This window comes from Streptomyces sp. TN58 (assembly GCF_001941845.1).
Taxonomy (GTDB): domain Bacteria; phylum Actinomycetota; class Actinomycetes; order Streptomycetales; family Streptomycetaceae; genus Streptomyces.
On the sequence record NZ_CP018870.1, the window covers coordinates 2,174,673 to 2,200,321 of the forward strand.

The window sequence follows — 25,649 nt, forward strand, 5'->3', positions numbered from 1 at the left end:
TTCGTTACTTCCAGCCCTTGAGGATCTTGCGGAACTCGATGCCGGCCGCCTTGGCCGCGTCCTCCGGGCTCGACGCCCCGGTGATCGCCTTGGTGTATTCGACCTTCAGCGGCTCGAAGAGGGAGCCGTTCTCCGGGATCCAGGCGCGCTCGACGGCCTTGTCCACGGCCGGCTTGAAGAACTGGACCATCTCGCTGCTCTTGACGTCCGGCTGCTCGTAGGCGGCGGTACGGGTCGGCAGCAGGCTCAGCTCCTTGGCGGACTGGACCTGGACCTCCTGGGAGGTCATGTACTCGACGAAGGCGTGCGCTGCGGCGCGGTTCTTCGAGCCGGCGTAGACGCCGAGGTCGTGGCCGCCCTGCGGGGCGCCGGCCTTGGCCGAGCCGGCCGGGACGGCGGCGATGCCGAGGTTGGCCTTGTCCTTGAACTGGTCGCCGGCGTAGGTGTCGGCGACGGCCCACGGACCGTTGATCATCATGGCGGCCTCGCCGGTCTTGAAGGCCGTCTGCATGTTGGCGTAGCCGTCGGTGGCGTTGGTGACCGCCGCACCGGAGGCGACCAGGTCGCGGGCGGTCTTGAAGGCCTTGACGCCGGCCTCGTTGTCGACGGTGACCGTCTTGTTCTTCGCGTCGACGAGGTCGCCGCCCTCGCCGTAGATCAGCGGGAGGAACCAGTAGGAGTCGTCGCCGCGCAGGTAGAGGGCGGCCTTGCCGGTCTTGGCCTTGATGGCCTCGGCGGCCGTCTTCAGCTCCGCCAGCGTCTTGGGGGGCTCGACGCCGGCGTCGGCGAGCATCTTCTTGTTGTAGAAGAGGCCGAGGGTGTCGATGACCTGCGGCACGGCGTAGGTCTTGCCCTCGTACTTGCCGCTGGCCGCGGCCTGCGGCAGGAACTCGGCGTCGACCTTCTTCGCCATGTCCGCCGGGACCTCGTCGAGGTAGCCGAGGGAGGCGAAGTCCGCGACCCAGCCGACGTCGGCGCGGATCACGTCAGGCGCGTCGGAGCCGCTGCTGAAGGCGTTCTTGACCTTGTTCTGCGCGTCACCGTACGGGACGTTGACGTACTTGACGGTCACCTTCGGGTGCTTCGCGGTGAACGCCTCGGCGATCTTCTGGAAGCTCGCCTTCTCGGCGTCGTTCGCGGTGTCCCACCACGTGACCGTGCCCGAAAGCTCGCCACCGGCGTCGGTCCCGCCGTCGCCCTTGTCGTCACCGCCGCAAGCCGTCGCCGCGAGCGCCAGGGCCGCGACCAGCGCGGTGGCCGCTATGCCACGCCGCATATGAACTCCTTCGATGATCCCGGCCGCGCCCTCGCGGTCCCGAGTTGCCAGGAACGTAACAAGACTGAAAGACGACCGAAAGGGCTTGCGCAAACTTTCTGCAAGCGGAGGGGATCGTTACATCCGTGTGTCCGTACGGTTGCCGCCCCTTGCTGTTAGTTCGAGTCACCTTCGACTGTCCGGGCCCGCAACCAGGGGGCATGTCGCCGCGTTGACCCCGTTATGACCCACGAGTCGACGGCCGTCGGCCTTGCAAGCGCTTACAGCAACGCGACGACTGCGAGCGGTGACTGGTGGCGCGATGCCGTCATCTACCAGGTGTACGTGCGCTCCTTCGCCGACAGCGACGGCGACGGGATCGGCGACCTGCGCGGCGTCCGCTCCCGCCTCCCCCACCTCGCCCGTCTCGGGGTGGACGCCGTGTGGCTCACCCCGTTCTACGTCTCCCCGCAAGCGGACGGCGGCTACGACGTCGCCGACTACCGGGCCGTCGACCCGCTCTTCGGCGACCTCGCCGACGCCGACGAGCTCGTCCGCGCCGCGCACGGGCTGGGGCTGCGGATCATCGTGGACGTGGTGCCGAACCACACCTCCGAGCAGCACCCGTGGTTCCGGGCCGCGCTCGCCGGGGAGCCCGGAGCCCGGGAGCGCTACCTCTTCCGCCCCGGGCGGGGTGCGGACGGCGGCCTCCCGCCGAACGACTGGGAGTCGGTGTTCGGCGGCCCGGCCTGGACCCGCGTCGCGGACGGCGAGTGGTACCTGCACCTCTTCGCGCCCGAGCAGCCGGACCTCGACTGGACGCACCCGGAGGTCAGGACGGAGTTCGACTCGGTCCTCCGCTTCTGGCTCGACCTGGGCGTGGACGGCTTCCGCGTCGACGTCGCCCACGGCATGGTCAAGGCCGACGGCCTGCCGGACATCGGTCGCGGCGCCCAGGCCACGCTGATCGGCACCGAGCCGCTGCCGTTCTTCGACCAGGACGGGGTCCACGAGATCCACCGCTCGTGGCGCCGGCTCCTCGACTCGTACGAGGGCCAGCGCATCGGGGTCGCCGAGGCGTGGGCCCCGTCCTCGGAGCGGCTCGCCCTGTACGTGCGCCCGGACGAGCTGCACCAGGCCTTCAACTTCCGCTTCCTGAACTGCCCGTGGGACGCGCCGGCGATGCGGACCGTGATCGACGAGTCCCTGGCCGCCACCACCTCGGTCGGCGCCCCGACCACGTGGGTGCTGTCCAACCACGACGTGGTCCGGCACGTCACCCGCTACGGCGGCGGGGCGCAGGGCCTGTCCCGGGCCCGGGCGGCGGCCATGCTGATGCTGGCCCTGCCCGGCTCGGCCTACCTCTACCAGGGCGAGGAACTGGGCCTCCCGGAGGTCACCGCCCTCCCCCCGGAGTCCCGCCAGGACCCGGCCTTCCGCCGCGTCCGCCGCCCACAGCTCCCCGTACCGGTACCGGCGTCCCCCAACCCGGTCCCCGACCCACGACCCGCCCCGGAGGCGACCGGCCGAGCCCGACCGGAGGCCGAAGCCGAAGCCGGGGCCGGGGCCGGGCTCGCGCCCGGAACGCAGGCCGCGCCGCAGGCGCCCCAGTCCCCCCGACCGGAGGCCGGAACCGGGGCCGGGCCGCAGGCCCGAGCCGGCTGCCGGGCGAAGCCCGGGTACGGGGCCGGGGCCGTCCCCGATCCGCAGACCGCGCCGGAGGCGGACGGGCGAGCCAGGCCGGAGGCCGCAACGGCCGGTCGGCCGCAGGCCACCCTGCACATCACCCCGCCTGCAGCCGACCTCACCCGGCCGGAGGCCGAAGCCGGGGCCGGGCCGCAGGCCCGAGCCGGCTGCCGGGCGGAGCCCGGGTACGGGGCCGGGGCCGTCCCCGATCCGCAGACCGCGCCGGAGGCGGACGGGCAGGACGGGCTGCGCGACGGCTGTCGCGTACCCGTCCCGTGGGCGGGGGCGGAGCCCCCGTACGGTTTCGGGCCCGCCGGCAGCTGGCTGCCGCAGCCGCCCGAGTGGGCCGGCCTCAGCGTCGCCGCCCAGACCGGCGACCCCCACTCCACGCTGGAGCTCTACCGCGCCGCCCTCGAACTGCGCCGCGCCCTCCCCGGCCTGGGCGCCCCCGAGGCCGGCGGGCCGGCCGACCCCCGCGGGATGCGCTGGCTCCCCGCCCCCGACGGAGTCCTCCTCTTCACCCGCCCCGGCTTCGCCTGCACCCTCAACACCCGCCCCGACCCCGTCGAACTGCCCGCGCCCGGCCGCCCCGTACTCTCCAGCGCCCCCGTGGAAACGGACGGCCGCACCGTCCGCCTGCCCCCTGACTCCTGCACCTGGTGGACCCCGTGACGGCCCCGCCCCGCCCCCGCCGCACCTCACCCGGCCCCGTACGGAGACCCGTACGCAAATCCGGACGTCTCACTCTCCGCACCCAGGTTCCTACGTGACACGGCGACCGGTAGAGTCCAATCCCGTGACCGCACGGCTAGCCGACATCGCAGCCCAGGCGGGGGTCAGCGAAGCCACAGTCAGCCGCGTGCTCAACGGCAAGCCCGGTGTGGCCGCGGGCACCCGCGAGTCCGTGCTGGCCGCGCTCGACGTCCTCGGCTACGAGCGCCCCGTGCGGCTGCGCCAGCGCAGCGCCGGTCTCGTCGGACTGATCACGCCCGAGCTGGACAACCCCATCTTCCCCGCGCTCGCCCAGGTCATCGGCCAGGCGCTGACCCGCCAGGGGTACACCCCCGTGCTGGCCACGCAGACGCCCGGCGGGTCCACCGAGGACGAGCTGACCGAGATGCTGGTCGACCGCGGGGTCTCCGGGATCATCTTCGTCTCCGGCCTGCACGCCGACACCACGGCCGACATGGGCCGATACGACCAACTCCGCGGACAGGGCGTCCCCTACGTCCTGATCAACGGCTTCTCCGACAAGGTGCAGGCCCCCTTCGTCTCCCCGGACGACCGCGCCGCGATGCACCTCGCCGTCACCCACCTCGCCGCCCTCGGCCACACCCGGATCGGCCTCGCGGTCGGACCGAAGCGGTTCGTGCCGGTCCTGCGCAAGATCGAGGGCTTCCGCGCCGGGATGAAGGAACGCCTCGGACTCGACGAGGCGGAGACCGAGGAGCTGATCCAGCACTCCCTCTACTCCCTCGAAGGCGGCCAGGCCGCCGCGTCCGCGCTGATCGCGCGCGGCTGCACGGCGGTGGTGTGCGCGAGCGACATGATGGCGCTCGGCGCGATCCGCGCCGCCCGCCAGCAGGGGCTGCGGGTGCCGCAGGACGTGTCGGTGGTCGGCTTCGACGACTCCCCCCTCATAGCGTTCACCGATCCGCCGCTGACCACCATCCGCCAGCCCGTGCAGGCGATGGGGCAGGCGGCGGTACGGACCCTGCTGGAGGAGATCGGCGGTACGCCGGCCCCGCACAGTGAGTTCGTGTTCCTGCCGGAACTGGTGGTGCGCGGCTCCACGGCGTCGGGCCCCGGGCAGCGCCGCAACCCCGGTCGTACCTGAGTCGGACCTGCGTCGGACCTGAGTCGGACCGGCTGCGCCGAAGACCGTACCCACGGATGATCGGAGGCGCGGGCTCATCTGGCAGACTCTCTCCCCATGGGTGAACCGAGCGTGAAGACACTGGAAACCCGGACGGACGTCTCCTCACCCGAAGTGGTCGAGCCCGAGACCCGCCCGGCGTCCGAGCGCGCCCTGCTCGCCCGGCTGCGCGTCCCGCGCCGGCCGCGGATCTGGTTCGAGATCCTGCTGATCGCGGTCAGCTACTGGATCTACTCCCTGATCCGCAACGCGGTGCCCGAGCAGAAGTCGATCGCCCTCGCGAACGCCGACTGGATCTGGGGGGTCGAGAAGACCCTCGGCATCGCCGTGGAGCAGTCGGTCAACCACGCCGTGAACTCCGTGACGTGGCTGATCGTGGGCATGAACTACTACTACGCCACGCTCCACTTCGTCGTGACCATCGGCGTGCTGGTGTGGATCTACCGCTTCCATCCCGGGCGGTACGCCGCCACGCGCCTGGTCCTCTTCGCCACCACCGGCGTCGCCCTGGTCGGCTACTACCTCTACCCGCTCGCGCCGCCCCGGCTGATGAACGGGCAGAACTTCATCGACACCGTGCTGGTCCACCACACCTGGGGTTCCATGGCCTCGGGCAACCTCAAGCACATGTCGAACCAGTACGCCGCGATGCCGTCCATGCACATAGGGTGGTCGCTGTGGTGCGGGCTGACGATCTTCGCGGTCGCCTCTGCCCCCTGGGCCCGGATCCTGGGCCTGCTCTACCCGACGGCGACCCTCGTCGTCATCGTGGCCACCGCCAACCACTTCTGGCTCGACGCCGTCGGCGGCATGATCTGCCTGGCCTTCGGCTACACCGTCTCGCGCACCTGGTACGGCTCGATGCCGCACCGCCTGCCCCGCCACCCCGAGCACACGGGCCCGCACCCCGCGGCGCAGGCGCTGAACCGCTTCCGCACGCGCAGCTAGTGCTGCGACCGTAAAGGTTTGCCGGGTCACGGCACGAGGGTCTGTATCGAGTCGCCCCGTGGAGCAAGGAGCGGCGTTCGGCTCGTGCGCCGAGGGTGCGTGCCGGGCATCGCGACGCCGCGGGCAACTCGATACAGACCCTAGGACTGCCCGGGGCTCGTGCGCTCGTACTCGACCTGGGTCAGCGGCCGCCCGTCGCCGAAGTCGTAGGTGCGGGTGGCACCGCTCTCGGTGAAACCGGCCTTGGTGTAGAAACGCCGTGACTGGTGCGTGTCGCGCAGCGTCCACAGGTGGGCCCGGGCGAACCCGGCACCCCGCAGGTCCTCCAGCGTTCCCCTCATGAGCGAGGCGGCGGCGCCGCTGCCCCAGCTGTCGGGGTGGCTGTAGAAGGACAGGATCTCGGCCTGGCCCGGCCTGGTCGACGACGCGCGGTAGACGGACATGGCCACGGGCCGGCCGTCCTCCCTCTCGACCAGCAGAATCGCGGAGTCCTGCTGCGCGAGCCGTGCGTGCCAGCGGGTACGCCTTCCGTCGGGGCGCGTCGTGACCAGCACGATCTCGTACAACAACCCGGCCACGAGGGCCGACGCAACCGGGGAGCGGCCGCTCGCGCCCCGGCGGTCCGAGCCGAAGCCCCACCCTCGACCGGCCCCTGACCGGACCCCGGAGCCCGAACCGGACCCGGAACCCGATCCCGAGCCGCATCCTGAACCGGAGCCCTCCCCGGAAACCGCGCCGGAGCCCGAATCAGCCACGTCGGGTATGGAGTTGGAGGCGCGCGAACTCCTGGCCCGGCTGCGGCTGCGCGATCCGCGGCTGCTGTTGTCCGAGCGCGACACGGTACGGCTGGCGCCCGCAGCGGCCGAGTGGCTGGAGCGCGGGCTGACCCCGAGCGCCGTCGTAGCGGCCCTCACGCGCTCGCTTCCCACGGTGCCGATCCACTCGCCCGCCGCGCTGCTCGCCCACCGCCTACGGGACCTTCTCCCGCCCCGCCTGGCGGACGCGCAGGCACCCCCGCCGACGGGCCCGGACCGCACCGTCCACCCCCTCCGCACCTGCGACGGCTGCGACCTCGCCTTCCGCTCCCCCACCCCCGGCCTCTGCCTCAACTGCGCCCCACCCCCGACGGCGACCACCGCCGCCGCCTGAGCCGCGTCGCGGGCTGTGGCGGCTAGAACGCATTCGCGACGTACCATCCCTGCACGGTTCTCCGGCCGATGCTTCCCAACCTCCGCAGTGGCGTGGTCGGACGGAGACATCCCTGTGGAGGGGGCAGAGGGCGATGAGGGTGACTGAGAGTTGGTCGCGTGTGATGGGTCTTCTTCGGGAGCACGCGCCGGCCGATCACGCGGATCTGCCAGGGCCCGCTACGGAGCAGATGCTCGCGGCAGCCGAGGAGCGGATGGGGATCTCCCTGCACGGGGACCTGCGGACGTGGCTGTTGCAGAACAATCTGGATCTGCCGGAGGAGGATTTCGACGACGACGTGATGTGCTGCGGCTTCGACGGGTTCCCCGACGAGGGAAGCTTCTTTCTGGGCCTCCGGGCGATGGAGAGGCTCTACGCGAACCGCTCCACGTCCTGTGGATTCGACCCGCCGGACCAGCCTGACCACCCGTTCTGGCGTAACGAGTGGATCCCGTTCCTGTCGGACCAGGACGGCTGGACGGGAAAGTTCATCGATGTGCGAGACGGGCGCGTCGGCAGATGGTTCGTGGGAGGCCCCACGGTTACGGGCGAGTACGAGTCGATGGCCCGGTATTTCGACTCCGTGGCGGAGACGCTGGCGAGGATCGCCGAGGGAAGCTTCCCGGTCTGCCGGTTCACCGAAGGTCGACTTGTCTGGTCGTGAGACCGCAGCAGACCGGGTGCCCGGCGGGACAGGTGATCGACGACGGCCGTGACGTACGGCGTGGGCGCTGCCGGCGGATATGCCGAAGCCGGCGGCGATCGGCGTGAGCGTGCTGTGCCGGCGCAGGTGAACCAGGCCGACGCGGCGCGCGCTGGGCAGGCGACATTCCCTAGAGGGACTGGTCGGCGGCCCGGTCCAGGAAGGTCTGCAGGGCAGCCAGCTGCGCCCGTACCGCCTCGGCGAACTCGGCGTCGGCCTTCGCCACGTCGACGCCCTCGGGGCCCTTGGCGTACCAGTCCGTCGCCAGCTCCCCCACCCGCCCGGAGCGGGTGTCGATCGCCGCCAGGTCCCGTCGCCCGTCGGGCGGTGCCACGAGGCGCGCCGTCGTGACGGCCCGGGCGAGGTCCGTGTTGGCCGGTGCGTATCCGTTCTCGAACTGGCGCCGTCTCTCCTGCGGCGTCTTGACGGGGTCGAGGCTGACGCTCAGCAGCTGGGTGGACTGCTGCACGTACGTGTTGACGGCCCCCGCGAGTTCCACGTAGGCGGCCCGGCGGATGTCCGAACGGCGGGCGTGGGCCTCCTCGCGGCGGGTGTCCTTGGCCTCGAAGTAGGCGAGCGTGCTTCCCGTCAGACCGGCCAGGGCGCCGATCAGCGCTCCCGCGAGTGCGGCGGTCGTGGCGCTCCCCCGCCCCGGTCGGCCGCCCGTACCGTCGCCGCCGGCCTGGTCCTTCTTCTCCGTCTCCGTCATGCAGTACCCGTACCGCGGCCGGAGCGGCCCGGCACCTGCAACCACCTGTAGGCACGAACACGAACACGACCGCATGGGGCTGCCCGGAGGGAATTGGCGCGGAGGGACACGACCGCCCGCCGTCCTGATCCCTTTCCGCCTCGGCAATTCCTCCGAATGGGTCGCGGATAATGCGGGCAGGTTCTCGCCGACCCCCGCCGGCCCCCGCACCGTGGCCCCACACCGAGCCCCCTCGCGGCGCGGGCCCCGACGCCGCGAACCGGGAGCCGGTTGCGTGACATGCGTCACGGCGGGAACTTCGGCATCGGACGACCTTCCGGGCGCGCCAGCCCGTCGACATTTCGATATTTGTCCGTTTTGGATTCGACATTCCCCTCTCCTGCGGGAACGGAATCGCCGCTACCGCCTTACTCGTCCCCTACTTCCCAGGTCACGGCTACTCCTGAAAACACATCACATGGTTGTGCAAGTGACCTGATCGTGACCATGCACGATCAACGGCCGGTTTCAAGCCGCGAGCCAAATGCTTCGGGTGAGCGCGAAACGGAAACTTGCCAGGCCAATGGCGGGCTTCTAAGAATGTCGACCATTCCGGCGTCCCGCAGTTCCGGCGCCGGAGGCTTCGCGATCACCGAATGAGGTCACGCATGCAGAAGCATCGGAAGAAGAAGCAGTACCGGAAAATAGTCATCGGGGTCAGCGCTCTGGGAATCGTGGGCGTTCCCACGGCCGCCATGGCCTGCTACGACTCGTACGGCGGCGGCGACGACACCCGCCGGACGCGTACCGTGAGCCACCAGGCGCAGCGCCCGTGGCAGTACGTCCCCACCGCCGTCCCGAGCACCTCGGTGCCGGTGGACGTCGCGACGACGCCGAGCGGCACCCCGGCGCCCGAGCAGCCGGCCGCGGAGCCCTCCGAGCCCGCCGCCCAGCCCTCGCAGGCCCAGCCGCAGCCCGTGAAGCCGCAGCCCGCGAAGCCGCCGGTCACCACGAAGCCGCAGGCGCCCCGGCCGCCGCAGACCTCGCCCGCGCCCGCGCCGACGGCCTCGGGGGCCGTCGCCGCCGTCCTGGCCCTGGTCAACCAGGAGCGCGCTGCCGCCGGATGCCCCGCAGTGACGCTGAACGCCAAGCTCACGAAGGCCGCGCAGGACCACAGCGCGGACATGGCCGCCACCCGCAACATGTCCCACACCGGCTCCGACGGCTCGGACCCGGGCGCGCGCATCACCCGCGCCGGCTACGCGTGGCGCACATACGGCGAGAACGTCGCCTACGGCTACAGCACGCCCGAGAAGGTCATGGAGGGCTGGATGAACAGCCCCGGCCACCGCGAGAACATCCTGAACTGCTCCTTCAAGGAGATCGGCATCGGCCTGGCCCAGCCGAACAACTACTGGACCCAGGCCTTCGGCACCGCCCGCTGACGCCCCCACCACCCCGTGGCAGCGGGCCGCGAACCCCAGGGTCCGCGGCCCGCTGCCACGGGGCGGCCGGTCCGGGCCCGGCCAGGCCAGCGCCTCAGAGCCGGTACGCCACGCCGCGCCAGGTCCACCCCGCGCCGAGCACCGTGTCCCTCAGCGGGTTCTTCATGTCCCGTGAGTCGAAGCGGAACGTTTCGACCTTCCGCCGCCGGCCGTCGGACCCCTTCTCGTACGTCCACTCCCGGGAGACCGTCATGGACGGCCCGGAGCCGGACGCACGCGTCACGGCCAGCCGGGTGCCCGTGTACTTGTCCCAGAGACGCCCCACCCTCAGCTTCCTTCCTCATTGTCCGGACGCACCGAGCGGACGAAGTCCGGGAATTGCTCCAGGGCTTCGTCGTGCTGTGCGACGGTGGCGGTCAGGGCCGGCCGGATCAACGCCCGCTCCGGCGACGGCCGGGAAGCGTGTGCATGATGCCGGTCAGCCTCCGTAGAACAGCTCCTCGACGACCGCGCGGGCGCGGCGCGTGATGCGGCGGTAGTCGTCCAGCAGCTCGCCGACCGTGCCTTCGGCGTAGCCGAGGTAGCGGCCCACCGCTCCCAGTTCGCGGGCCTCGGACGGGAAGGTGTCCCCGGCGCGGCCCCGCACCAGCATCACGGCGTTGCGGACCCTGGTCGCCAGGACCCAGGCCTCGTCCAGGATCTGCGCCTCGTCGGTCGGGATCAGCCCGGCCGCGTGGGCGGCCGCCAGGGCTTCGCGGGTACGGGTCGTCCGCAGGCCCGGTTCGGCCCAGGCGTGCCGCATCTGGATCAGCTGCACGGTCCACTCGACGTCGCTGAGTCCGCCGCGGCCCAGCTTGGTGTGCAGGGTCGGGTCGGCGCCGCGAGGCAGCCGCTCCGACTCCATCCGCGCCTTCAGCCGGCGGATCTCCCGTACGGCGTCCTCGCCCAGCCCCTCGGCCGGATAGCGCAGCGGGTCGATCAGCTCGATGAAGCGGCGGCCCAGCTCCTCCTCGCCCGCCACCGGCTCGGCCCGCAGCAGCGCCTGGCTCTCCCAGGTCAGTGACCAGCGCCGGTAGTAGGCGGCGTACGAGGCCAGGGTGCGCACCAGCGGGCCTGAGCGGCCCTCGGGGCGCAGGTCGGCGTCGATGAGGAGCGGCGGGTCGGCGGTGGGCAGCTGGAGCAGCCTGCGCATCTCGGCGACGACGGTCTGGGCGGCCTTGGCCGCGTCCTGTTCGTCGACGCCCTCGCGGGGTTCGTGGACGAAGAGGACGTCGGCGTCGGATCCGTAGCCGAGCTCGTGGCCGCCGAAGCGGCCGACGCCGATGACGGCGAAGCGGGTGGGCAGGGTGTCGCCGAAGTGCGACTGGACGGCGGCGCGCAGGGCGCCCGCGATGGTCGCCGCGGTGAGGTCGGAGACGGCCCCGCCGACCCGGTCGACCAGGGCTCCGTGGTCCTCCTCGGCCGGGCTGTCCTCCGTACCGTAGGAGCCGATGATGTCGGCCGCGGCGGTACGGAACAGCTCGCGGCGGCGGACGCCTCGGGCGGCGGCGACGGCGGTCTCCGGGTTCTCGGCGCGGCCGACGGCTGCCAGGACCTCCTGGACCAGGGCCTCGTGGCTGCGGGGCGCCAGGCCCTCGGGATCGCCGAGCAGGGCCACCGCCTCGGGGGCCCGCATCAGCAGGTCGGGGGCGAGGCGGCCGGCGGACAGTACGCGGGCCAGGTTCTCGGCGGCGGCGCCCTCGTCGCGCAGCAGGCGCAGGTACCAGGGGGTCTTGCCGAGGGCGTCGGAGACCTTGCGGAAGTTCAGCAGGCCGGCGTCCGGGTCGGCGGAGTCGGCGAACCAGCCGAGCATCACCGGCAGCAGGGTCCGCTGGATGGCGGCCTTGCGGGTCACGCCTGAGGCCAGGGCTTCCAGGTGGCGCAGCGCGGAGGCGGGGTCGGCGTAGCCGAGGGCTTCGAGGCGCTGGCCGGCGGCACGCGGGGAGAGCCGGGTCTCGCCGGGGGCGAGCTGGGCGACGGCGTCGAGGAGCGGCCGGTAGAAGAGCTTCTCGTGGAGGCGGCGTACCACGGAGGCGTGTCGGCGCCAGGCCTTGTTGAGCTCGGCGACGGGTTCGGTGCGCAGGCCCATGGAGCGGCCCAGGCGCCGCAGGTCGCTCTCGTCCTCGGGCACGAGGTGGGTGCGGCGCAGCCGGTAGAGCTGGATGCGGTGCTCCATGGCGCGCAGGAAGCGGTACGCGTCGTGCAGCTGGGCGGCGTCGGAGCGGCCGACGTAGCCGCCGGCGGCGAGGGCGTGGAGGGCGTCGAGGGTGGTGCCGGAGTGCAGGGTGGCGTCACTGCGGCCGTGGACGAGCTGGAGGAGCTGGACGGCGAACTCGACGTCGCGCAGGCCGCCCGGGCCTAGCTTGAGTTCGCGGTCGACCTGCGCGGCGGGGATGTTGTCGACGACACGGCGGCGCATCTTCTGGACGTCGGGGACGAAGTTCTCACGTTCGGCCGCCTGCCAGACCAGGGGCGTTATGGCGTCGACGTAGTCGGCGCCCAGGGCCGCGTCGCCGGCGACGGCGCGGGCCTTGAGGAGGGCCTGGAACTCCCAGGTCTTGGCCCAGCGCTGGTAGTAGGCCAGGTGGGAGGCGAGGGTGCGGACGAGGGGGCCGTTGCGGCCTTCGGGGCGGAGGTTGGCGTCGACGGGCCAGATGGTGCCCTCGACGGTGGTCTCGGAGCAGATCCGCATCAGGTGGGAGGCGAGGCGGGTGGCGGCCTGGAGGGCCTTGCCCTCGTCGGCTCCCTTGACGGCGTCGCCGACGAAGATGACGTCGACGTCGGAGACGTAGTTGAGCTCGTTGCCGCCGCACTTGCCCATCGCGATGACGGCGAGGCGGCAGAGCGCCGCGTCCTCGGGGGCGGCTGCGGAGGCGATGCGCAGGGCCGCGCGGAGGGTCGCGGTGGCGAGGTCGGCGAGCTCGGCGGCGGTCTGGGCGACGTCGATGGTGCCGCAGACGTCGCGGGCCGCGATGGAGAGCAGGCAGCGGCGGTAGGAGACGCGCAGGGCGACGGGGTCGTGGGCGTCCGCGAGGCCGCGCTCGAACTCGGGGAGCCCGGGGTGCAGGTCGGCCGCCTCGTACGTGACGAGGCCGAGCCAGTCGCGGGGGTGGCGGGCGAGGTGGTCGCCCAGGGCCTCGGAGGCGCCGAGTACGCCGAGGAGCCGGTCGCGCAGCGGTTTGGCGCTGACGAGGGTGTCGAGGAGCCCGGGGAGTTCGCCGGACGGCTGCGCCTCGGCGAGCCGGACCAGCCCGCGCAGGGCCAGGTCCGGATCGGCGGTCGCCCCGAGGGCGTCGAGCAGCACGGGATCGGCTCGGACGGCGGCGAGCGCGTCGGAGTCGAGCAGCCGGGCGGCCGCGGAGGGGTCGGTGAAACCGCTGCGGAGCAGCCGGATGAAGGTGCTGCTCCTGCGTCCCGGGACCGTCATCCCGCCGCCTCCCGCGGTCGTCTCTGCCACTGCCTCGGCCCTGCGTCGCACGGCCCTGACCTGCCTGGGTCGAGCCTACGGGCTGTCGGCGCGAAGCTCACCGGGCCACGGCGCCCGGCACGACACCTCGCCGGGTTGCCGGGTTGCAGGGTTGCCGGACCGCGTACGTACGGGCGGAGCCTTCGGCTCACCCCGACGTACCATGGCACGCATTATCGGATTATCTGAATACTTAACGCGAGATGGGGCTCGCTCCCCGCCGACCGGCCACGAGGAGCCCCATGTCCGACGGACACCACCGTCCCGGCCCCACGGCGGGCGGAGCGCCGGGCCCGACCCCGGATCCGGCGCACTGGTACGGGGGTTACGAGCCGCACGGGCAGTACGCGGGGAGCCTGGAGCACCAGCAGTACCACCAGACGCACCTGCCCCACCAGCACCAACACCCCGGGTCCGTGGGTGACTTTGCCCATGCCCCGCAGTCCGACTGGAGCGGCTGGAGCGGCCGGTCCGCCGGGGACGGCCTGCCGCCGCCCCAACTTTCCGAGGCCGGTGCGCCGTTCGTGCCACAGCAGTCGCAACAGACCGAGCAGCACCGGCAGTACGAGCCGCACCCCCGCCACCCGGCCGACGCCGAACCCGCCCCCGCCCATGGCGATCCCGCCCACGCCCACGCCCACGCCGACACCACCGCCCACTTCCCCACCCACGGCGATCCCGACGCCGCCGCCCGGCCCGCCCATGCCGGGAGCAACGACCGCGAGGCGGAGGTACCGCCAGGCGCGCGGCAGGGCCGCAAGGCCCGCCGGTCGGCCCGCGAAACCACACCCCGGCCCCGGCGCGCCCGCAAGGCCGGGGCTTCCGGAGCGCCCGTACCGGCGGCCGCCGCACCCCGGGACCCGGCCGGTACAGCCGAGGGCGTACCGCGGGCGCAGCGGCGGGGCGGCGGGCCGCAGGCGCGGCGACGCAGCCACCGTTGGGCCGGCCTCGTCAAGGGCGTCGCCCTCTGCGCGGCGGTCGCCGCCGCCGGGATGCTCGTACTCCGGGCCGGCACGGCCGTCGACGGCCTGGGCGGCTCCCCCGCGGCCCCGGCAGGCCCGGACCCGGCGGTCGTGGCCGCCGACGCCGTGCCGGACCCCGGCCGCGTCGTCCAGATCGTCGCGCACCCCGACGACGACCTGTACTTCATGAATCCGGACCTGCGGTACTCCATATCCGCCGGCCATCCCGTGACCTCCGTCTACCTCACCGCGGGCGAAGCCGACGGCGTCAACGCCACCCCCTCCAAGGGCGCGAGCGCCGCGCCCGACAAGCCCGCCTACGCCGAGGCCCGCCAGAACGGCATCCGCGCCGCCTACGCCCAGATGGCCACCGGCGACCGCAGCAGCGCCTGGAAGCGGACCGTCGTCCCGACAAGGGGCGGCGGCCACGCCGAGGTCGACGTCCTCGTCGCGAACCCGCGGGTCAACCTGGTCTGGCTGCAACTGCGCGAGGCCGGCCACGGCTACGCCGACGTGCCCGACAGCCTGCACGGCCTATGGGACGGCAAGGTCGCCCGCCTGGAGTCGATGCTGTCCTCCGGCACCCCGGTCAAGCAGCGGTTCGCGTACTCGAAGGACCAGGTCGTCCAGACCCTCGTCGGCGTCCTGGAGCAGTACACGCCGACCACCGTCCGCTTCCAGGACCCCACGCCCGGCCGGTACCCGGGCAACAGGCAGTACACCGACCACCAGGACCACTTCTACGGCGCCCGCTTCGTCCAGCTGGCCACCGCCGCCTACGCGAAGGCCGTGGACGCCAAGGACCGCCCGCACTTCGCGGTGCAGAACTACGTCGGCTACTTCAACGGCTCCCTCCCCAGCGCACTGGACCCGCGGGAGGCGAGGGAGAAATTGGACAGCCTCGACACCTACGCCTGGCTCGACCGGCAGAACCACTGCGGCAGCGACGCCGGCTGCGGCGACCTCAAGGTCGCCGACCGCCCGGCGGGCAACCGCTGGACGGACTCCATCAACTACGCCCGCGGCACCGGCACCAACTGGCTGACCTCCGACAAGGACCACGGCCTGTGGGCCTTCAAGGTCCTCGACGGGCAGGTCGCCGTCTGGCACCGGCCCGGCCCCGTCGGCCCCTGGCGCGGCCCGGACCTGCTGCCCGGCACCGGAATGGACCCCAGCGCCTCCGCCGTGACGCTGGCGGACGGCCGTATCGCGGTCTTCGGCACCCGTACCTCCTTCGGGGCGCGGCCCGCCGACTACCGGCGCGACGTCGTCTACGCGGTCCAGAAGGCTCCCGGCGCGGACGCGTTCGGGGAGTGGCAGTCGCTCGGCACCCCCGAGACCGCGGACGAGGCGTGGACCTCCGACATCAGCGCACCGGCCGTCTCGGTCGACGGCACCGGCCGGCCGGCCGTGTACGTCCGCGACGGCGCGCACAGCCTGCGCGGCCGGGTGCAGCGGGCGGACGGCGGCTGGGGACCCTGGGAGAACCACGGCGGCGAGGACCTGCACGGCGCCCCGGTGACCGCGACCGACGGCTCGGGGCGGCGCATCGTCCTCGCCGCCACGTCGAAGACGGTCGTCGGCTGGGCGCAGCCGGAGCCGGGTGGCCCGCTGGGCCGGGTCACGGCCACCGGGCTGCCCGACACCACGCTCCCGCTGACGGCGGAGGGCCGCGAGGGCGGCGTACGGCTGTGGTTCCGCAAGCCCGGATCGGGCAACGTCCGTACGGCCCTGATGACCGCCGACGGCGGGCTGAAGGTCAACCACATGACCGACCTCGGCGGGTTGAACGGCTTCGGCTCGGTGACGGCGAGCGGGCACGTGCTGGCGGGCCGCACGGCCGGCGGGCAGCTGGGCGCCGAGGTCGGGCCGGGACGGCCGTGGGGGCGGTCGCCGCTGATGTTCGTCGGCGCGCCCTCGTCGACGATGACCGGCAGGAACGTGGTCAGCCTGGCGGTGGTGGGGCTCGACGCCCGGCTGTACGTGACCTCGTCGGCGGACGCCCCGGACGCGTACCTGGCGCCGTGGCAGCCAGTGGGCCCGCGCAACGCGAAACCCTGAGGGCCGGCTGTACACGCAGGGCCCCGCACGGCAGGAGTCATCGGCCGCGTCGGTAAACCAAGTTCACCGATTCGGACTCTCTCTGACTGCTCAGCGTTTTCTCCTGCCCGGACGAACCCAAGGCGTGCCGATGCCCGTGACCCGTCGCCGCTTCGCGGCCCTGCTCACCGTGCTGACAGCCGGCGCCACCGGCGTACTCTCCATACTCTCGGTGGCCTCCGGCCGGCAGACCTCCGGCGGGGCCGCCCCGGGGAAGAACCCCGCCGCCGTCCAGCCGGCGAGCGTCACCTCCGGGTCGGTCGTCCAGGTCGTCGCGCACCCCGACGACGACCTGTTCTTCATGAACCCGGACCTCAGCCGCTCCCTGGCCTCCGGCACCCCGGTCACCACCGCCTACCTCACGTCCGGCGAGGCCGACGGCCGCAACGAGGCGCACGGCGACGCCGCGGAGGATCCCGAACAGCCCGCCGACCGCGCCCACTACGCGGAGGCCCGGCAGAACGGCATCCGCGCCGCGTACGCCCAGATGGCCACCGGCGACCGCGCCGGCGCATGGCGGCGTACGGTGGTGCCCACCGCCGGCGGCGGCCGCGCCGAGGTCGACGTCCTCATCGACAAGCCGCAGGTCAGCCTGGTGTGGCTGATGCTCCGCGAGGCCCGCAGCACCGGCGAGGACACTCCCGAGAGCCTGCGCGGCCTGTGGAACGGCCGAATACCCGTGCTGGAGTCCCAGCTGACCACCGGGACTCCGGTCAAGCAGGGCTTCACGTACACGAAGGACCAGCTGACACAGGCCGTGGCGGGAATACTGGAGCAGTACCGGCCCACGACGATACGGATGCAGGACCCGACGCCCGGCCGGTACGGCGACAAGGGCCGCTACACCGACCACCAGGACCACATGTACGGCGCCCGGTTCGTGCAGGCCGCCACCGCCGCCTACGCCCAACAGGTCCAGCGCCGCCCGCACTTCGCGGTGCAGAGCTACCTCGGCTACCACAACAGCACGCTCCCGCACTCGCTGGACCCGCAGACCGCCGAGACGAAGACCGGTTACCTGCGGACCTACGCCTGGCAGGACCGCGAGGACCACTGCGGCAGCCCCTCGGGCTGCGGAGACCGCAAGGTCGCGGGCAACCCCACCGGGCGCAACTGGGCCCAGTCGCTGCGCTACACGCGCGCCGACACCACCTCCTGGCTGGTGGAGGGGACGCCCGGCCGCCTCTGGGCGTTCACTGTGCTCGACGGCCGCATGGCGTACTGGACGCGCGCCGCCGGCGGCGTCTGGGAGAGGCCGGTCTTCCTCCCGGGCGCGGGCATCGACCCGGGCGCGACCGCCGCCCGGCTGCCCGACGGCCGCGTCGCCGTCCTCGCCACCCGCACCGTCCTCGGCCCGGCCCCCTCGGACTACCGGCGCGAGGTCGTGTACGCCGTCCAGGCCGCGCCCGACGGCACGTTCGGGGCATGGCAGTCGCTCGGTACGCCCGAGAAGGGCGACGAGGACGGCACCTCGGCGATCAGCGCGCCCGCGGCCGGCGTGGACGGGCGGGGCCTGCTCACCGTCTACCTGCGCGACTCCCGCCGCACGCTGCGCGCCGCCGTCCAGCAGCCGGACGGCGGCTTCTCGCCCTGGCAGCGCCTCGGGGGCGAGGACCTGCAGGGCGACCCGGTCACGGCGGTCGACGCCGCCGGGCGGCGCCACGTGTACGCGACGACCACGGCATCGGTGCCGGCCTGGACCCAGGCCGACGCGGACGGCACCCTGCGCGGCCCCTCCCCCACGGGCCTGCCGGCCACCACCATCCCGCTGACGGCGGCCCCGGACGGCGCGGGCGTCCGCCTGTACTTCCGGCGGCCCGACTCGGGGGTGGTGCGCACCGCCGTGGTGACGGCGGGGCCGGCGGCCAGGCCCCAGGTCTCAGCGGTCACGGAGGCCGGCGGACGGGCCGGATACGGAGCGGTCGGCGCGGCGGGCCGCCATGTGGCGGGCCGGGCGGACAGCGGCACGGTCAGCACCTCGGGCCTGGGCGGCCCGCCGGCCTGGGCGGAATCCGGCATGCTCTTCACGGGCGCCCCGGCGGCCGTGGCGGAACCGGGCGGCACGACCACGACGGCGGTCCTCGGCCTGGACGCCGAACTCCACACCTCCCTCACCCCCGCCACCCCCGCCCGTCCGGCGTGGCATCGCGCGGTCCGCTGACTCCGCTGAGTCCGCTGACGCTGCGGCCTCAGTGGCCTCGGTGGCCTCGGTGGCCTGCGGCCAGGAGGGTGTGGATCCGGTCGGCGGTCCAGGTGCCGGCGGCGCCGGGGCAGGCCGACAGGTACGCGGCGGTGTCCTGTGCCGTCCAGGGGCCCGAATCCAGCAGGCCGGCGGCCAGGTGGCGCAGGTAGGCGGCGGACGGGGTGCGCAGTTCGACGTCCCCGAGGGTCCAGGGCGCGGTGAAGGTCACCACGGGGATCCCGTCGATCGTGCCGGGGCAGACGAGGGTTTCGTACCGGCCGGGGCCGAGGGCGTGCCGGCCGTCCCGCAGGACGGTGGCCAGGTCGAGGTCCGCGCCCGGTTCCCGGCCCATCTCCTGTGCGGCGATGTCGGACAGCTGGCCGGTGGTCACCAGGTGTGCCCGCCCGCGGGTCCGGCCGGGGGCGGTGGGGTCGTAGTAGCCGCGTCCGCCGGTCCACACCAGGGACTCGGTGGCGAAGTACAGGCGGCCGTCCAGCTCGACCGGAACCGACCGCTCGGGCGCCCGCCGGTCGCGGCAGCCCGGGTGCGTGTGCGTCGCCCCGGGCGGGGTGCCGCCGGCGATGTAGGCGGTGAGGCGGTCCATGTGCATGTTGGAGCCGTAGGAGGCGTACCAGACCCGCCCGGGGGCGGGGATCGCCCTGGTGAGCGGTCTGACGGCGTGCACGGCCATGCGGGGTCCTCGGGGTGCGGGGGCAGGTCCTCCTGTCCGCCTGCACGCGTCGGGCCGACGATCGCATACGGCGGATCGGGCAATTCTACCCAAGGGGTCCGGAACGCCGCGGGGGCGGCCGACGTCACGGTCGGTCCGCCCCCGGGCACGGGCCGCCGGATCAGGCACCCAGGTGGCTGCCCTTCGCCCACTCCAGCTCGCCGTCCTTGAGGCAGTTGGAGGTGTAGACCGGACCCGTGAACGCCGGCTTGCTGGCGGGCACCGCAGCGAGCGAGGAGCAGTTCGACGAGAAGCCCGCGCGGCCACCGGAGAAGTAGTCGATGTCGAGCCCGTCGTTGGCCAGAGCGGCGCCGGCCCCGCCCAGCAGGATGCCGGCGGCCAGGACGGACGCGGTGACAGCAGAACGAATACGCATGACTCCCCTAAGGATCTGTGGAACGACGACGCGCTGTTCGATGTGCGCGTCGGCCGGTCCAACGCCCGGGGCCACCGACGGGAACGGCAGTTCACTCCAATGCCCGCGGCTGTATCGTTTCCACACTTCCCGCCCCCTGTGCGCTCCCCTTGTGCGCTCCCCAGCGCCCAGCGCCCAGGGGCGCAGCGGGTGGAGGGCCACGGGCAGCCGGTCGAGCGCGGCACCGGCCACCGCCCGCCCCGCCGAGTCGTCGTACGCACGACACCGTCCCGTACTGGTCCGTACGGGACGGTGCGCCCGCCGCTACCTCTGGTCGCTGCGCAGCATGGCGATGTAGTGCGTCGCCTCGGCGTAGGTGGTGACGGTGGCGCCGCCGATGTCGGTCGGCGTCGGACGAGAGCCGTTGCGCTCCTGGTAGATCCACCGGGAGCCCCGCCCCCAGTCGTTCTCCTCGGCGGCTTGCTGGGCGGTCAGGGAGGTGCCGCCGCCGAGGGCCTGGCGCACCGTGCTCTCGATGTTGCGGAAGCGGGCCGACTCGGAGGTCAGGGCGATCGCGGCGACCAGGTCGTCGCGGATCTCGTTCGCGTTGCCGCCTTCGCGGGCGAACTCCCACAGGACGTTCATGTTGCCCCATATGCCGTTCGGGGTGAGCCACAGTTGCCTGCTCTGGGTCGAGCCGTGCTCCAGGCTGTGGTTGCCGCCGTAGCGCCCGCTGTAGGGCAGCACGATGGCGTTGCGGCCGAGGGCGTGGCCGAGGTCGAAGGGCTGCTGCTCCCCGACCTGGCTGAACTGGACGACGTTGCCGGCGTTGCCGGTGGAGAAGCCGCGCAGGTAGAGGTCGCTGGCGGTGAGGTAGAGCGTGACCGTCCGCCTGACGTTCTGTCCGTCCTCCGGCCACATGTAGGCGACGTTGACCGCGATGACCTCGTTGCCGCGGCTGGTCTCCCAGACGGCGCTCGAACCGGAGCCGCCCACCATGGAGCCGGTGTTGCGCAGCGATCTGATGAAGTCCGAGTGGCGGGCCCGCAGGGTGTTGGCATGAGTGGAGGTCAGGTCCCAGCTGACCGTGCGCACAGGGACCTGGAGGGCGGAGACGGGGGCGGCCTCGGGCCGGTGGTCGGCGGCCTGGGCCGCGGGAGCGGCCACGGCGAGCAGTGGCAGGCACAGGAGTGCCGCGACGAGGGGCTTGCGCATCGGGGTGTTCCTCATTCTGGTGGATGCCGGTGACGTGAGGGGCGGGGACAACGGTCGGTCCGGTCGGTCGGTCGGTCGGTCAGCTGACCGTGAAGACCACCTCGGCGTTCTTGCCGCCGCCGCCTGCCCGGGCGCAGGAGTGGCCCGCGGGCACCTGGCAGTCGTAGGAGTTGCCGCCGGCGAAGGGGTTGTTCCAGCGGAAGACGACCTTGCCGCCGCCGGACATCTGGTACTCGGCCGAGCCCTCCGTCCCGGTGGCGAAGCCGTCGGACTCGCTCTGCCAGCGCGCCACCGCACCGTTGTTCATGACCGAAGGAGGCAGGTTGTTGCCGCTCCAGATGCCGTGGTCCAGGCCCGCACCGGTCCGGGCCAGCAGGGCGCCGGACTGGTTCACGACCGTCACGCGGACGCTGCGCACGGGGGTGACCGCGAGGGATTCGGCCTGGGAGAGGGCCGCGACCCGGGCGGTGGACTTCGCCGTCAGGGCGAAGTTGACGGTGGCGTTGTTCCCGCCGCCGCCCGAGCGGCTGCACTCATAGCCCTCGGGAGCGTCGCAGCTGTAGGAGTTGCTGCCCGCGTAGGGGTTGTTCCAGCGGATGGTCACGTCCTTGGCCGTACCGGCGATGTTGTAGGTGACGTGGCCCTCGGTACCGGTGGCGAAGCCACAGGACTCACTGCTCCAGGAGGCGGAGACCGTCTTGGCGATGGCGTCCGGCGGCAGACCGTCCCGGGACCAACAGCCGTGGTCCAGGCCTGAGCCGGTGCGCAGCAGCTGACGGCCCGTGCTGTTGGCGAAGATGACGCTGGTGCTGCGCTCGGCGGACTGGACGGAGGCGCCACCGGGGGCGGGGGCGGCCTGGGCGGCGGGGGCGAGTGCGGTGGCGCCACCGGCCAGAGCGGCCAGGAGGGCGGCCGAGGCAGACCACCGGACACGGGCATTTTTTGACATGTACACGACAAGACATCCTTTGGCGCGAGGGGCGTAAGGGGTGGGGTGGTGTGAGGCGGCGGGGGCCGGGCGGGCGGTCCCTCAGTCGACGTACCAGAGGAGGTAGCGGCTGGAGCTGTCGTTGGGGTTGCACTCGTAGCGGCTGTACAGGCCGAGGCCCACGGTGAGCGAACCGGCCTGGTTGCACTGGGCGTAGCTCGCGTACGAGCCGCCGTAGATCCGGTACTCCTCGGCGCTCGCGGCGCCGGAGGAGACGGCCGCGAGGGCGGCGGCGGCACAGAGACTGGCGGCCAGTCTGCGAGGGGTGGTTCGGGGCATGGCGAAGCGCACGGGGAACACCTTTCCGTTGGTTGATCGAAGCCGTGGGCCGCGTACGGCGGCCCACGGGAGACCGGACGCGTCCTTCGACGCGCCCCTCTGGCGACCGGGTCGGGCCCACAACCACCCAACCGGCAGCGGATGGAGCCCGCTGCCCCCGCACCCGGTCTCCCGGGCGGCTCAGTCGAGCGGCTTGCGGGGGCACCAGGAGTCGCCCCACGCCGTCGTCACGAGGCACTGCCTGTTGTCGTGCCCGCCGCCGGACGGGGCGTCGACCGTCGTCCGGCGCACATCGGCGGTGGCCGCGGCAGCGCCGCCCCACACGATCCCCGTGCTCAGTACGACCGCGAACAGTGTCCGCACCACGATTGCGCGCATGGCGTCGATTCCCCTCGTTTCGGCGACAGTCCGGCCACGGCGGGCGGTGCTCCTGGTCGGGAAGCCCGTCCCTGCCGTGGTCACCACCCTGCCAGTGGGTGGATGGCACATGCATCGGCGAAGAGGGATCATGATCCTGCCAGGCACGTTTAGGAGGCATGCGATGGAGATGGAAAGCGGACCCGGCGCGCCGGCCCAAGTGCCCGGCCTCGACAGCCCGGCCGTCCTGCTCTACCGGTGGACGGTCGTCCACGAACGCCTCACCCCGGCGACCCTCGCGCAGGCCGCCGCCGACACCGGAATGAGCCGGCAGGCCTGTTCGGCCGCCGTACGGTCACTCACCGACTCCTGCCTCCTCACGGAACTCCCCGCCCCCGACGGGGCGGAGGAGCCGGCCGGCTGGCAGCCGGTGAGCCCCCAGGCCGCCACCGCGCAACTGCTGTCGGACCGCGACACCGCCCTGCGCGCACAGGAGGAGGCCCTGCGGGAACAGCGTCGGCGCATCCAACTGCAGCGCGACGGACTGGCTGCGCTGACGCCGCTCTACCTCCAGGCCCGCCAGCACGTCTTCCCCCAAGGGACCATCGACCACCTGCCGGACAAGCTGGCGGTGCGCTCGCTGCTGTCGGACGTGATCGACTCCTGCCGCAGCGAGGTGCTGGTCTCCAAGCACGGCGGCTCGTTCCCGCCCGCGGCGCTGCGGGAAGCGCTGCCCCGCGACCTGGCACTGCTCGGGCGCGGCATCCGGATGCGGAGCCTCTACCAGCACGCGACGCGATTCGACAAACCCACGCGGCTGCACGCGGAGCAGCTCATCGGGGCGGGTGCCGAGATCCGGACGCTGCCGGAGGTGCTGCCGCAGATGATCGTGGTGGACGGGGCGCTGGCCCTTTTACCGGCCAGGTCGGGCGGTGCGCTGCTGATCCGGGAACCGGATCTGCTGGCCTATCTGCTGGACGTCTTCGAGCGGGACTGGGAGAACGCCGCGCCGTTCGCGACGGGGCCGCAGGCCGCGCACGACGTGTCCAAGACGATGAAGCGGAGCATCCTCGTGCTGCTCGCCAAGGGGCTCAAGGACGAATCCATCGCGCGCCGCCTGGGCATCTCCCTGCGCACCTGCCGCCGCCACGTCTCCGAGCTGCTGGACGGGCTCGGCGCGCACAGCCGCTTCCAGGCGGGGGTCATCGCCGAACGCCAGGGCCTGACCGACCACCCGGACCGCCCCGCCCAGGCCGACACGGCAGCACCCGCCCCGGCCGCACCCGCCCTGGGCATACCCGCGCAGGCCGCACCCGCCCCGGGCGTGCCCGCGCAGGCCGCACCCGCCCCGGGCGTACCCGCGCAGGCCGCACCCGTCGCCGGTGGGCTCGCGGTCGGCCCCGGGTGCCCCGGCTGTGGCGGGGCGATGCCCGTGCCCGCCGCGGGTCCGGGCCGGGCAGGAGGGCGTCCGCCCCGCCATTGCTCACCCCGCTGCCGCTCGCGCGCCTACCGGGCCCGACGCAAGGACCAGAGGTCCGGTCCAGGTGACGTCGCCGCCGCTGCGGACCGTACGGACGTCACGAAACCACCGACCACGTCACGTAACCCCTAGGGGTTGTCGTCAAAGTCCCGTCTGGGTGGCGGGGCCCGGCACGCACGACTCCGGGCCGGTGGTCGTCGACCACCGGCCCGGATGCCGGATGCTCTGCCCTTACAGGACCGGGAGGTTCTTGCGGAGTTCGAAGGCGGTGACCTCCGAGCGGTATTCCTCCCACTCCTGCTTCTTGTTGCGGAGGAAGAAGTCGAAGACGTGCTCGCCGAGGGTTTCGGCGACCAGTTCGCTGCGCTCCATCAGGGAGATGGCCTCGCCGAGGTTCTGCGGGAGGGGTTCGATGCCCATCGCGCGGCGTTCGGCGTCGGAGAGGGCCCACACGTCGTCGTCGGCGCCCGCCGGGAGTTCGTAGCCCTCCTCGATGCCCTTGAGGCCGGCCGCCAGGAGGACGGCGTACGTGAGGTAGGGGTTGGCGCCCGAGTCGATCGAGCGGACCTCGATGCGGGAGGAGCCCATCTTGCCCGGCTTGTACATCGGGACGCGGATCAGGGCCGAGCGGTTGTTGTGGCCCCAGCAGATGTACGAGGGGGCCTCGCCGCCCGCGCCGGCGCTGCGGGAGGAGCCGCCCCAGATGCGCTTGTAGGAGTTGACCCACTGGTTGGTGACCGCCGCCGTCTCCGCCGCGTGGCGCAGCAGGCCGGCGATGAAGGAGCGGCCGACCTTCGAGAGCTGGTACTCGGCGCCCGACTCGTAGAAGGCGTTGCGGTCGCCCTCGAAGAGGGAGAGGTGGGTGTGCATGCCCGAGCCCGGGTACTCCGAGAACGGCTTCGGCATGAAGGTGGCCTGGACGCCCTGTTCGAGGGCGACCTGCTTCATGACCAGGCGGAAGGTCATGATGTTGTCGGCCGTGGAGAGGGCGTCGGCGTAGCGCAGGTCGATCTCCTGCTGGCCGGGCGCGCCCTCGTGGTGGCTGAACTCCACCGAGATGCCCATGGATTCGAGCATGGTGATCGCCTGGCGGCGGAAGTCCATGCCGACGTTCTGCGGGGTGTGGTCGAAGTAGCCGGAGTTGTCGGCCGGGACGGGACGGGTCCCGTCCAGGGGCTTGTCCTTCAGCAGGAAGAACTCGATCTCCGGGTGGGTGTAGAAGGTGAAGCCCAGGTCGGAGGTCTTGGCGAGGATGCGCTTGAGGACGTAGCGCGGGTCCGCGAAGGACGGGGAGCCGTCCGGCATGAGGATGTCGCAGAACATGCGGGCGGTCCCGGGGGCCTCGGCGCGCCACGGCAGTATCTGGAACGTGCCCGGGTCCGGCTTGGCGATCATGTCGGACTCGTAGACCCGTGCGAAGCCCTCGATGGCGGAGCCGTCGAAGCCGATGCCCTCGTCGAAGGCCTGCTCCAGCTCCGCGGGGGCGACCGCGACGGACTTGAGGAAGCCCAGTACGTCGGTGAACCACAGGCGCACGAAGCGGATGTCGCGCTCCTCAAGCGTCCGGAGGACGAATTCCTGCTGCTTGTCCATGCCTTCATCCTCGCAGTTCAGACGGCCTGTGCACCACCGCCTCAAGGGTCGCGGCACAGTCGGGTCGACCCAGTATCGCCAGTGGTGGTTTCCGCCACATTACGCACCCGCGAA

21 protein-coding genes and 1 pseudogene are annotated in these 25,649 nt (G+C 72.6%); 9 read left to right on the forward strand and 13 right to left on the reverse strand.

Translation table 11 applies throughout. The features are described 5' to 3' along the window. Positions 1-4: 4 nt before the first annotated feature. A complete protein-coding gene (locus BSL84_RS09865) occupies positions 5-1,276 on the reverse strand; it encodes an extracellular solute-binding protein (protein ID WP_030026076.1) in 1,272 nt (423 codons plus the stop codon). A gap of 222 nt (positions 1,277-1,498) precedes the next feature. Between BSL84_RS09865 and BSL84_RS36940 the strand changes: the two genes are divergently transcribed. From BSL84_RS36940 to BSL84_RS09885, 3 genes are all read left to right on the forward strand, one after another. Next, a complete protein-coding gene (locus BSL84_RS36940) occupies positions 1,499-3,613 on the forward strand; it encodes a glycoside hydrolase family 13 protein (RefSeq protein WP_079273158.1) in 2,115 nt (704 codons plus the stop codon). Between the two features lie 124 nt (positions 3,614-3,737). Continuing rightward, positions 3,738-4,778, forward strand: a complete 1,041-nt coding sequence (locus tag BSL84_RS09880; RefSeq protein ID WP_030032128.1) for a LacI family DNA-binding transcriptional regulator — start codon at positions 3,738-3,740, stop codon at positions 4,776-4,778. A gap of 96 nt (positions 4,779-4,874) precedes the next feature. Beyond that, positions 4,875-5,765, forward strand: a complete 891-nt coding sequence (locus BSL84_RS09885; protein ID WP_078848951.1) for a phosphatase PAP2 family protein — start codon at positions 4,875-4,877, stop codon at positions 5,763-5,765. 140 nt (positions 5,766-5,905) lie between these two features. On the opposite strand, the gene BSL84_RS09890 is transcribed toward BSL84_RS09885, so the two are convergent. Beyond that, complete coding sequence (locus tag BSL84_RS09890; protein WP_079273159.1) at positions 5,906-6,343, reverse strand: GNAT family N-acetyltransferase; 438 nt, start codon at positions 6,341-6,343, stop codon at positions 5,906-5,908. A gap of 184 nt (positions 6,344-6,527) precedes the next feature. On the opposite strand from BSL84_RS09890, the gene BSL84_RS09895 reads away from it, so the two are divergent. Both BSL84_RS09895 and BSL84_RS09900 read left to right on the forward strand, forming a co-directional pair. Beyond that, the gene (locus BSL84_RS09895; protein ID WP_075970181.1) at positions 6,528-6,914 is read left to right on the forward strand and encodes a hypothetical protein; all 387 of its coding nucleotides are present in this window, start codon (positions 6,528-6,530) and stop codon (positions 6,912-6,914) included. 163 nt (positions 6,915-7,077) lie between these two features. Beyond that, positions 7,078-7,617, forward strand: a complete 540-nt coding sequence (locus BSL84_RS09900) for an SMI1/KNR4 family protein (RefSeq protein ID WP_267886685.1) — start codon at positions 7,078-7,080, stop codon at positions 7,615-7,617. Here BSL84_RS09900 and BSL84_RS36945 read toward each other — a convergent pair. Both BSL84_RS36945 and BSL84_RS09910 read right to left on the reverse strand, forming a co-directional pair. Continuing rightward, positions 7,617-7,788 (reverse strand): annotated as a pseudogene (locus BSL84_RS36945) (transposase family protein); the annotation flags it as partial. The gene BSL84_RS09900 and the pseudogene BSL84_RS36945 sit on opposite strands and share 1 nt — an antisense overlap. Continuing rightward, positions 7,787-8,365, reverse strand: a complete 579-nt coding sequence (locus tag BSL84_RS09910) for a hypothetical protein (RefSeq protein WP_030029493.1) — start codon at positions 8,363-8,365, stop codon at positions 7,787-7,789. The pseudogene BSL84_RS36945 and the gene BSL84_RS09910, both read right to left, overlap by 2 nt. Before the next feature lie 647 nt (positions 8,366-9,012). Here BSL84_RS09910 and BSL84_RS09915 point away from each other — a divergent pair. Further along, positions 9,013-9,789 (forward strand): CAP domain-containing protein, encoded by a 777-nt coding sequence (locus tag BSL84_RS09915; protein ID WP_075970182.1) that lies wholly within the window; start codon positions 9,013-9,015, stop codon positions 9,787-9,789. A gap of 94 nt (positions 9,790-9,883) precedes the next feature. Here the strand turns inward: BSL84_RS09915 and BSL84_RS09920 are convergent, their stop codons facing one another. Together BSL84_RS09920 and BSL84_RS09925 are read right to left on the reverse strand one after the other, a co-directional pair. Then, positions 9,884-10,114 (reverse strand): hypothetical protein, encoded by a 231-nt coding sequence (locus tag BSL84_RS09920; RefSeq protein ID WP_075970183.1) that lies wholly within the window; start codon positions 10,112-10,114, stop codon positions 9,884-9,886. A gap of 153 nt (positions 10,115-10,267) precedes the next feature. After that, positions 10,268-13,255, reverse strand: a complete 2,988-nt coding sequence (locus BSL84_RS09925; RefSeq protein ID WP_075970184.1) for a bifunctional [glutamine synthetase] adenylyltransferase/[glutamine synthetase]-adenylyl-L-tyrosine phosphorylase — start codon at positions 13,253-13,255, stop codon at positions 10,268-10,270. Between the two features lie 281 nt (positions 13,256-13,536). Here BSL84_RS09925 and BSL84_RS09930 point away from each other — a divergent pair, with 281 nt between their 5' ends. Then, entirely contained in the window at positions 13,537-16,317 is a 2,781-nt protein-coding gene (locus tag BSL84_RS09930) for a PIG-L family deacetylase (protein WP_234363436.1), read from the forward strand. Positions 16,318-16,447: 130 nt separating this feature from the next. Then, the gene (locus BSL84_RS09935; protein WP_075972035.1) at positions 16,448-18,517 is read left to right on the forward strand and encodes a PIG-L family deacetylase; all 2,070 of its coding nucleotides are present in this window, start codon (positions 16,448-16,450) and stop codon (positions 18,515-18,517) included. A 28-nt stretch (positions 18,518-18,545) separates the two neighbouring features. On the opposite strand, the gene BSL84_RS09940 is transcribed toward BSL84_RS09935, so the two are convergent. The 6 genes from BSL84_RS09940 to BSL84_RS36020 all read right to left on the reverse strand — a co-directional run bounded on the left by BSL84_RS09940 (position 18,546) and on the right by BSL84_RS36020 (position 22,483). Continuing rightward, positions 18,546-19,229: a histone deacetylase gene (locus tag BSL84_RS09940; protein ID WP_075970185.1), complete on the reverse strand. Its 684-nt coding sequence runs from the start codon at positions 19,227-19,229 to the stop codon at positions 18,546-18,548. Between the two features lie 160 nt (positions 19,230-19,389). Further along, positions 19,390-19,644, reverse strand: a complete 255-nt coding sequence (locus BSL84_RS09945; RefSeq protein WP_234308399.1) for a hypothetical protein — start codon at positions 19,642-19,644, stop codon at positions 19,390-19,392. 303 nt (positions 19,645-19,947) lie between these two features. After that, positions 19,948-20,838, reverse strand: coding sequence for a ribosome-inactivating family protein (locus tag BSL84_RS09950; RefSeq protein WP_045321985.1), 891 nt, complete (start codon positions 20,836-20,838; stop codon positions 19,948-19,950). 79 nt (positions 20,839-20,917) lie between these two features. Continuing rightward, complete coding sequence (locus BSL84_RS09955; RefSeq protein ID WP_045321988.1) at positions 20,918-21,787, reverse strand: hypothetical protein; 870 nt, start codon at positions 21,785-21,787, stop codon at positions 20,918-20,920. Between the two features lie 81 nt (positions 21,788-21,868). Beyond that, positions 21,869-22,117 carry a hypothetical protein gene (locus BSL84_RS09960; RefSeq protein ID WP_107069602.1) on the reverse strand — a complete coding sequence of 83 codons (249 nt, stop codon included), beginning with the start codon at positions 22,115-22,117 and terminating at the stop codon, positions 21,869-21,871. A gap of 168 nt (positions 22,118-22,285) precedes the next feature. After that, positions 22,286-22,483, reverse strand: coding sequence for a hypothetical protein (locus BSL84_RS36020; RefSeq protein WP_030029687.1), 198 nt, complete (start codon positions 22,481-22,483; stop codon positions 22,286-22,288). A 163-nt stretch (positions 22,484-22,646) separates the two neighbouring features. On the opposite strand from BSL84_RS36020, the gene BSL84_RS09970 reads away from it, so the two are divergent. Then, positions 22,647-24,074, forward strand: a complete 1,428-nt coding sequence (locus BSL84_RS09970; RefSeq protein WP_075970186.1) for a helix-turn-helix transcriptional regulator — start codon at positions 22,647-22,649, stop codon at positions 24,072-24,074. A gap of 99 nt (positions 24,075-24,173) precedes the next feature. Here the strand turns inward: BSL84_RS09970 and BSL84_RS09975 are convergent, their stop codons facing one another. After that, positions 24,174-25,535, reverse strand: a complete 1,362-nt coding sequence (locus tag BSL84_RS09975) for a glutamine synthetase family protein (RefSeq protein ID WP_030037474.1) — start codon at positions 25,533-25,535, stop codon at positions 24,174-24,176. Positions 25,536-25,649: the final 114 nt, after the last annotated feature.

Bases quoted from the DNA above. Each gene is read 5' to 3' on its own strand.
- BSL84_RS09900 (WP_267886685.1), top strand. From the start codon at position 7,078: ATGGGTCTTCTTCGGGAGCACGCGCCGGCCGATCACGCGGATCTGCCA.
- BSL84_RS36940 (WP_079273158.1), top strand. From the start codon at position 1,499: ATGACCCACGAGTCGACGGCCGTCGGCCTTGCAAGCGCTTACAGCAAC.
- BSL84_RS09945 (WP_234308399.1), bottom strand. From the start codon at position 19,644: ATGCGTATTCGTTCTGCTGTCACCGCGTCCGTCCTGGCCGCCGGCATC.
- BSL84_RS09865 (WP_030026076.1), bottom strand. From the start codon at position 1,276: ATGCGGCGTGGCATAGCGGCCACCGCGCTGGTCGCGGCCCTGGCGCTC.
- BSL84_RS09955 (WP_045321988.1), bottom strand. From the start codon at position 21,787: ATGTCAAAAAATGCCCGTGTCCGGTGGTCTGCCTCGGCCGCCCTCCTG.
- BSL84_RS09895 (WP_075970181.1), top strand. From the start codon at position 6,528: ATGGAGTTGGAGGCGCGCGAACTCCTGGCCCGGCTGCGGCTGCGCGAT.
- BSL84_RS09910 (WP_030029493.1), bottom strand. From the start codon at position 8,365: ATGACGGAGACGGAGAAGAAGGACCAGGCCGGCGGCGACGGTACGGGC.
- BSL84_RS09975 (WP_030037474.1), bottom strand. From the start codon at position 25,535: ATGGACAAGCAGCAGGAATTCGTCCTCCGGACGCTTGAGGAGCGCGAC.
- BSL84_RS09950 (WP_045321985.1), bottom strand. From the start codon at position 20,838: ATGCGCAAGCCCCTCGTCGCGGCACTCCTGTGCCTGCCACTGCTCGCC.
- BSL84_RS36020 (WP_030029687.1), bottom strand. From the start codon at position 22,483: ATGCGCGCAATCGTGGTGCGGACACTGTTCGCGGTCGTACTGAGCACG.
- BSL84_RS09915 (WP_075970182.1), top strand. From the start codon at position 9,013: ATGCAGAAGCATCGGAAGAAGAAGCAGTACCGGAAAATAGTCATCGGG.
- BSL84_RS09970 (WP_075970186.1), top strand. From the start codon at position 22,647: ATGGAGATGGAAAGCGGACCCGGCGCGCCGGCCCAAGTGCCCGGCCTC.
- BSL84_RS09925 (WP_075970184.1), bottom strand. From the start codon at position 13,255: ATGACGGTCCCGGGACGCAGGAGCAGCACCTTCATCCGGCTGCTCCGC.
- BSL84_RS09930 (WP_234363436.1), top strand. From the start codon at position 13,537: ATGTCCGACGGACACCACCGTCCCGGCCCCACGGCGGGCGGAGCGCCG.
- BSL84_RS09885 (WP_078848951.1), top strand. From the start codon at position 4,875: ATGGGTGAACCGAGCGTGAAGACACTGGAAACCCGGACGGACGTCTCC.
- BSL84_RS09935 (WP_075972035.1), top strand. From the start codon at position 16,448: ATGCCCGTGACCCGTCGCCGCTTCGCGGCCCTGCTCACCGTGCTGACA.
- BSL84_RS09940 (WP_075970185.1), bottom strand. From the start codon at position 19,229: ATGGCCGTGCACGCCGTCAGACCGCTCACCAGGGCGATCCCCGCCCCC.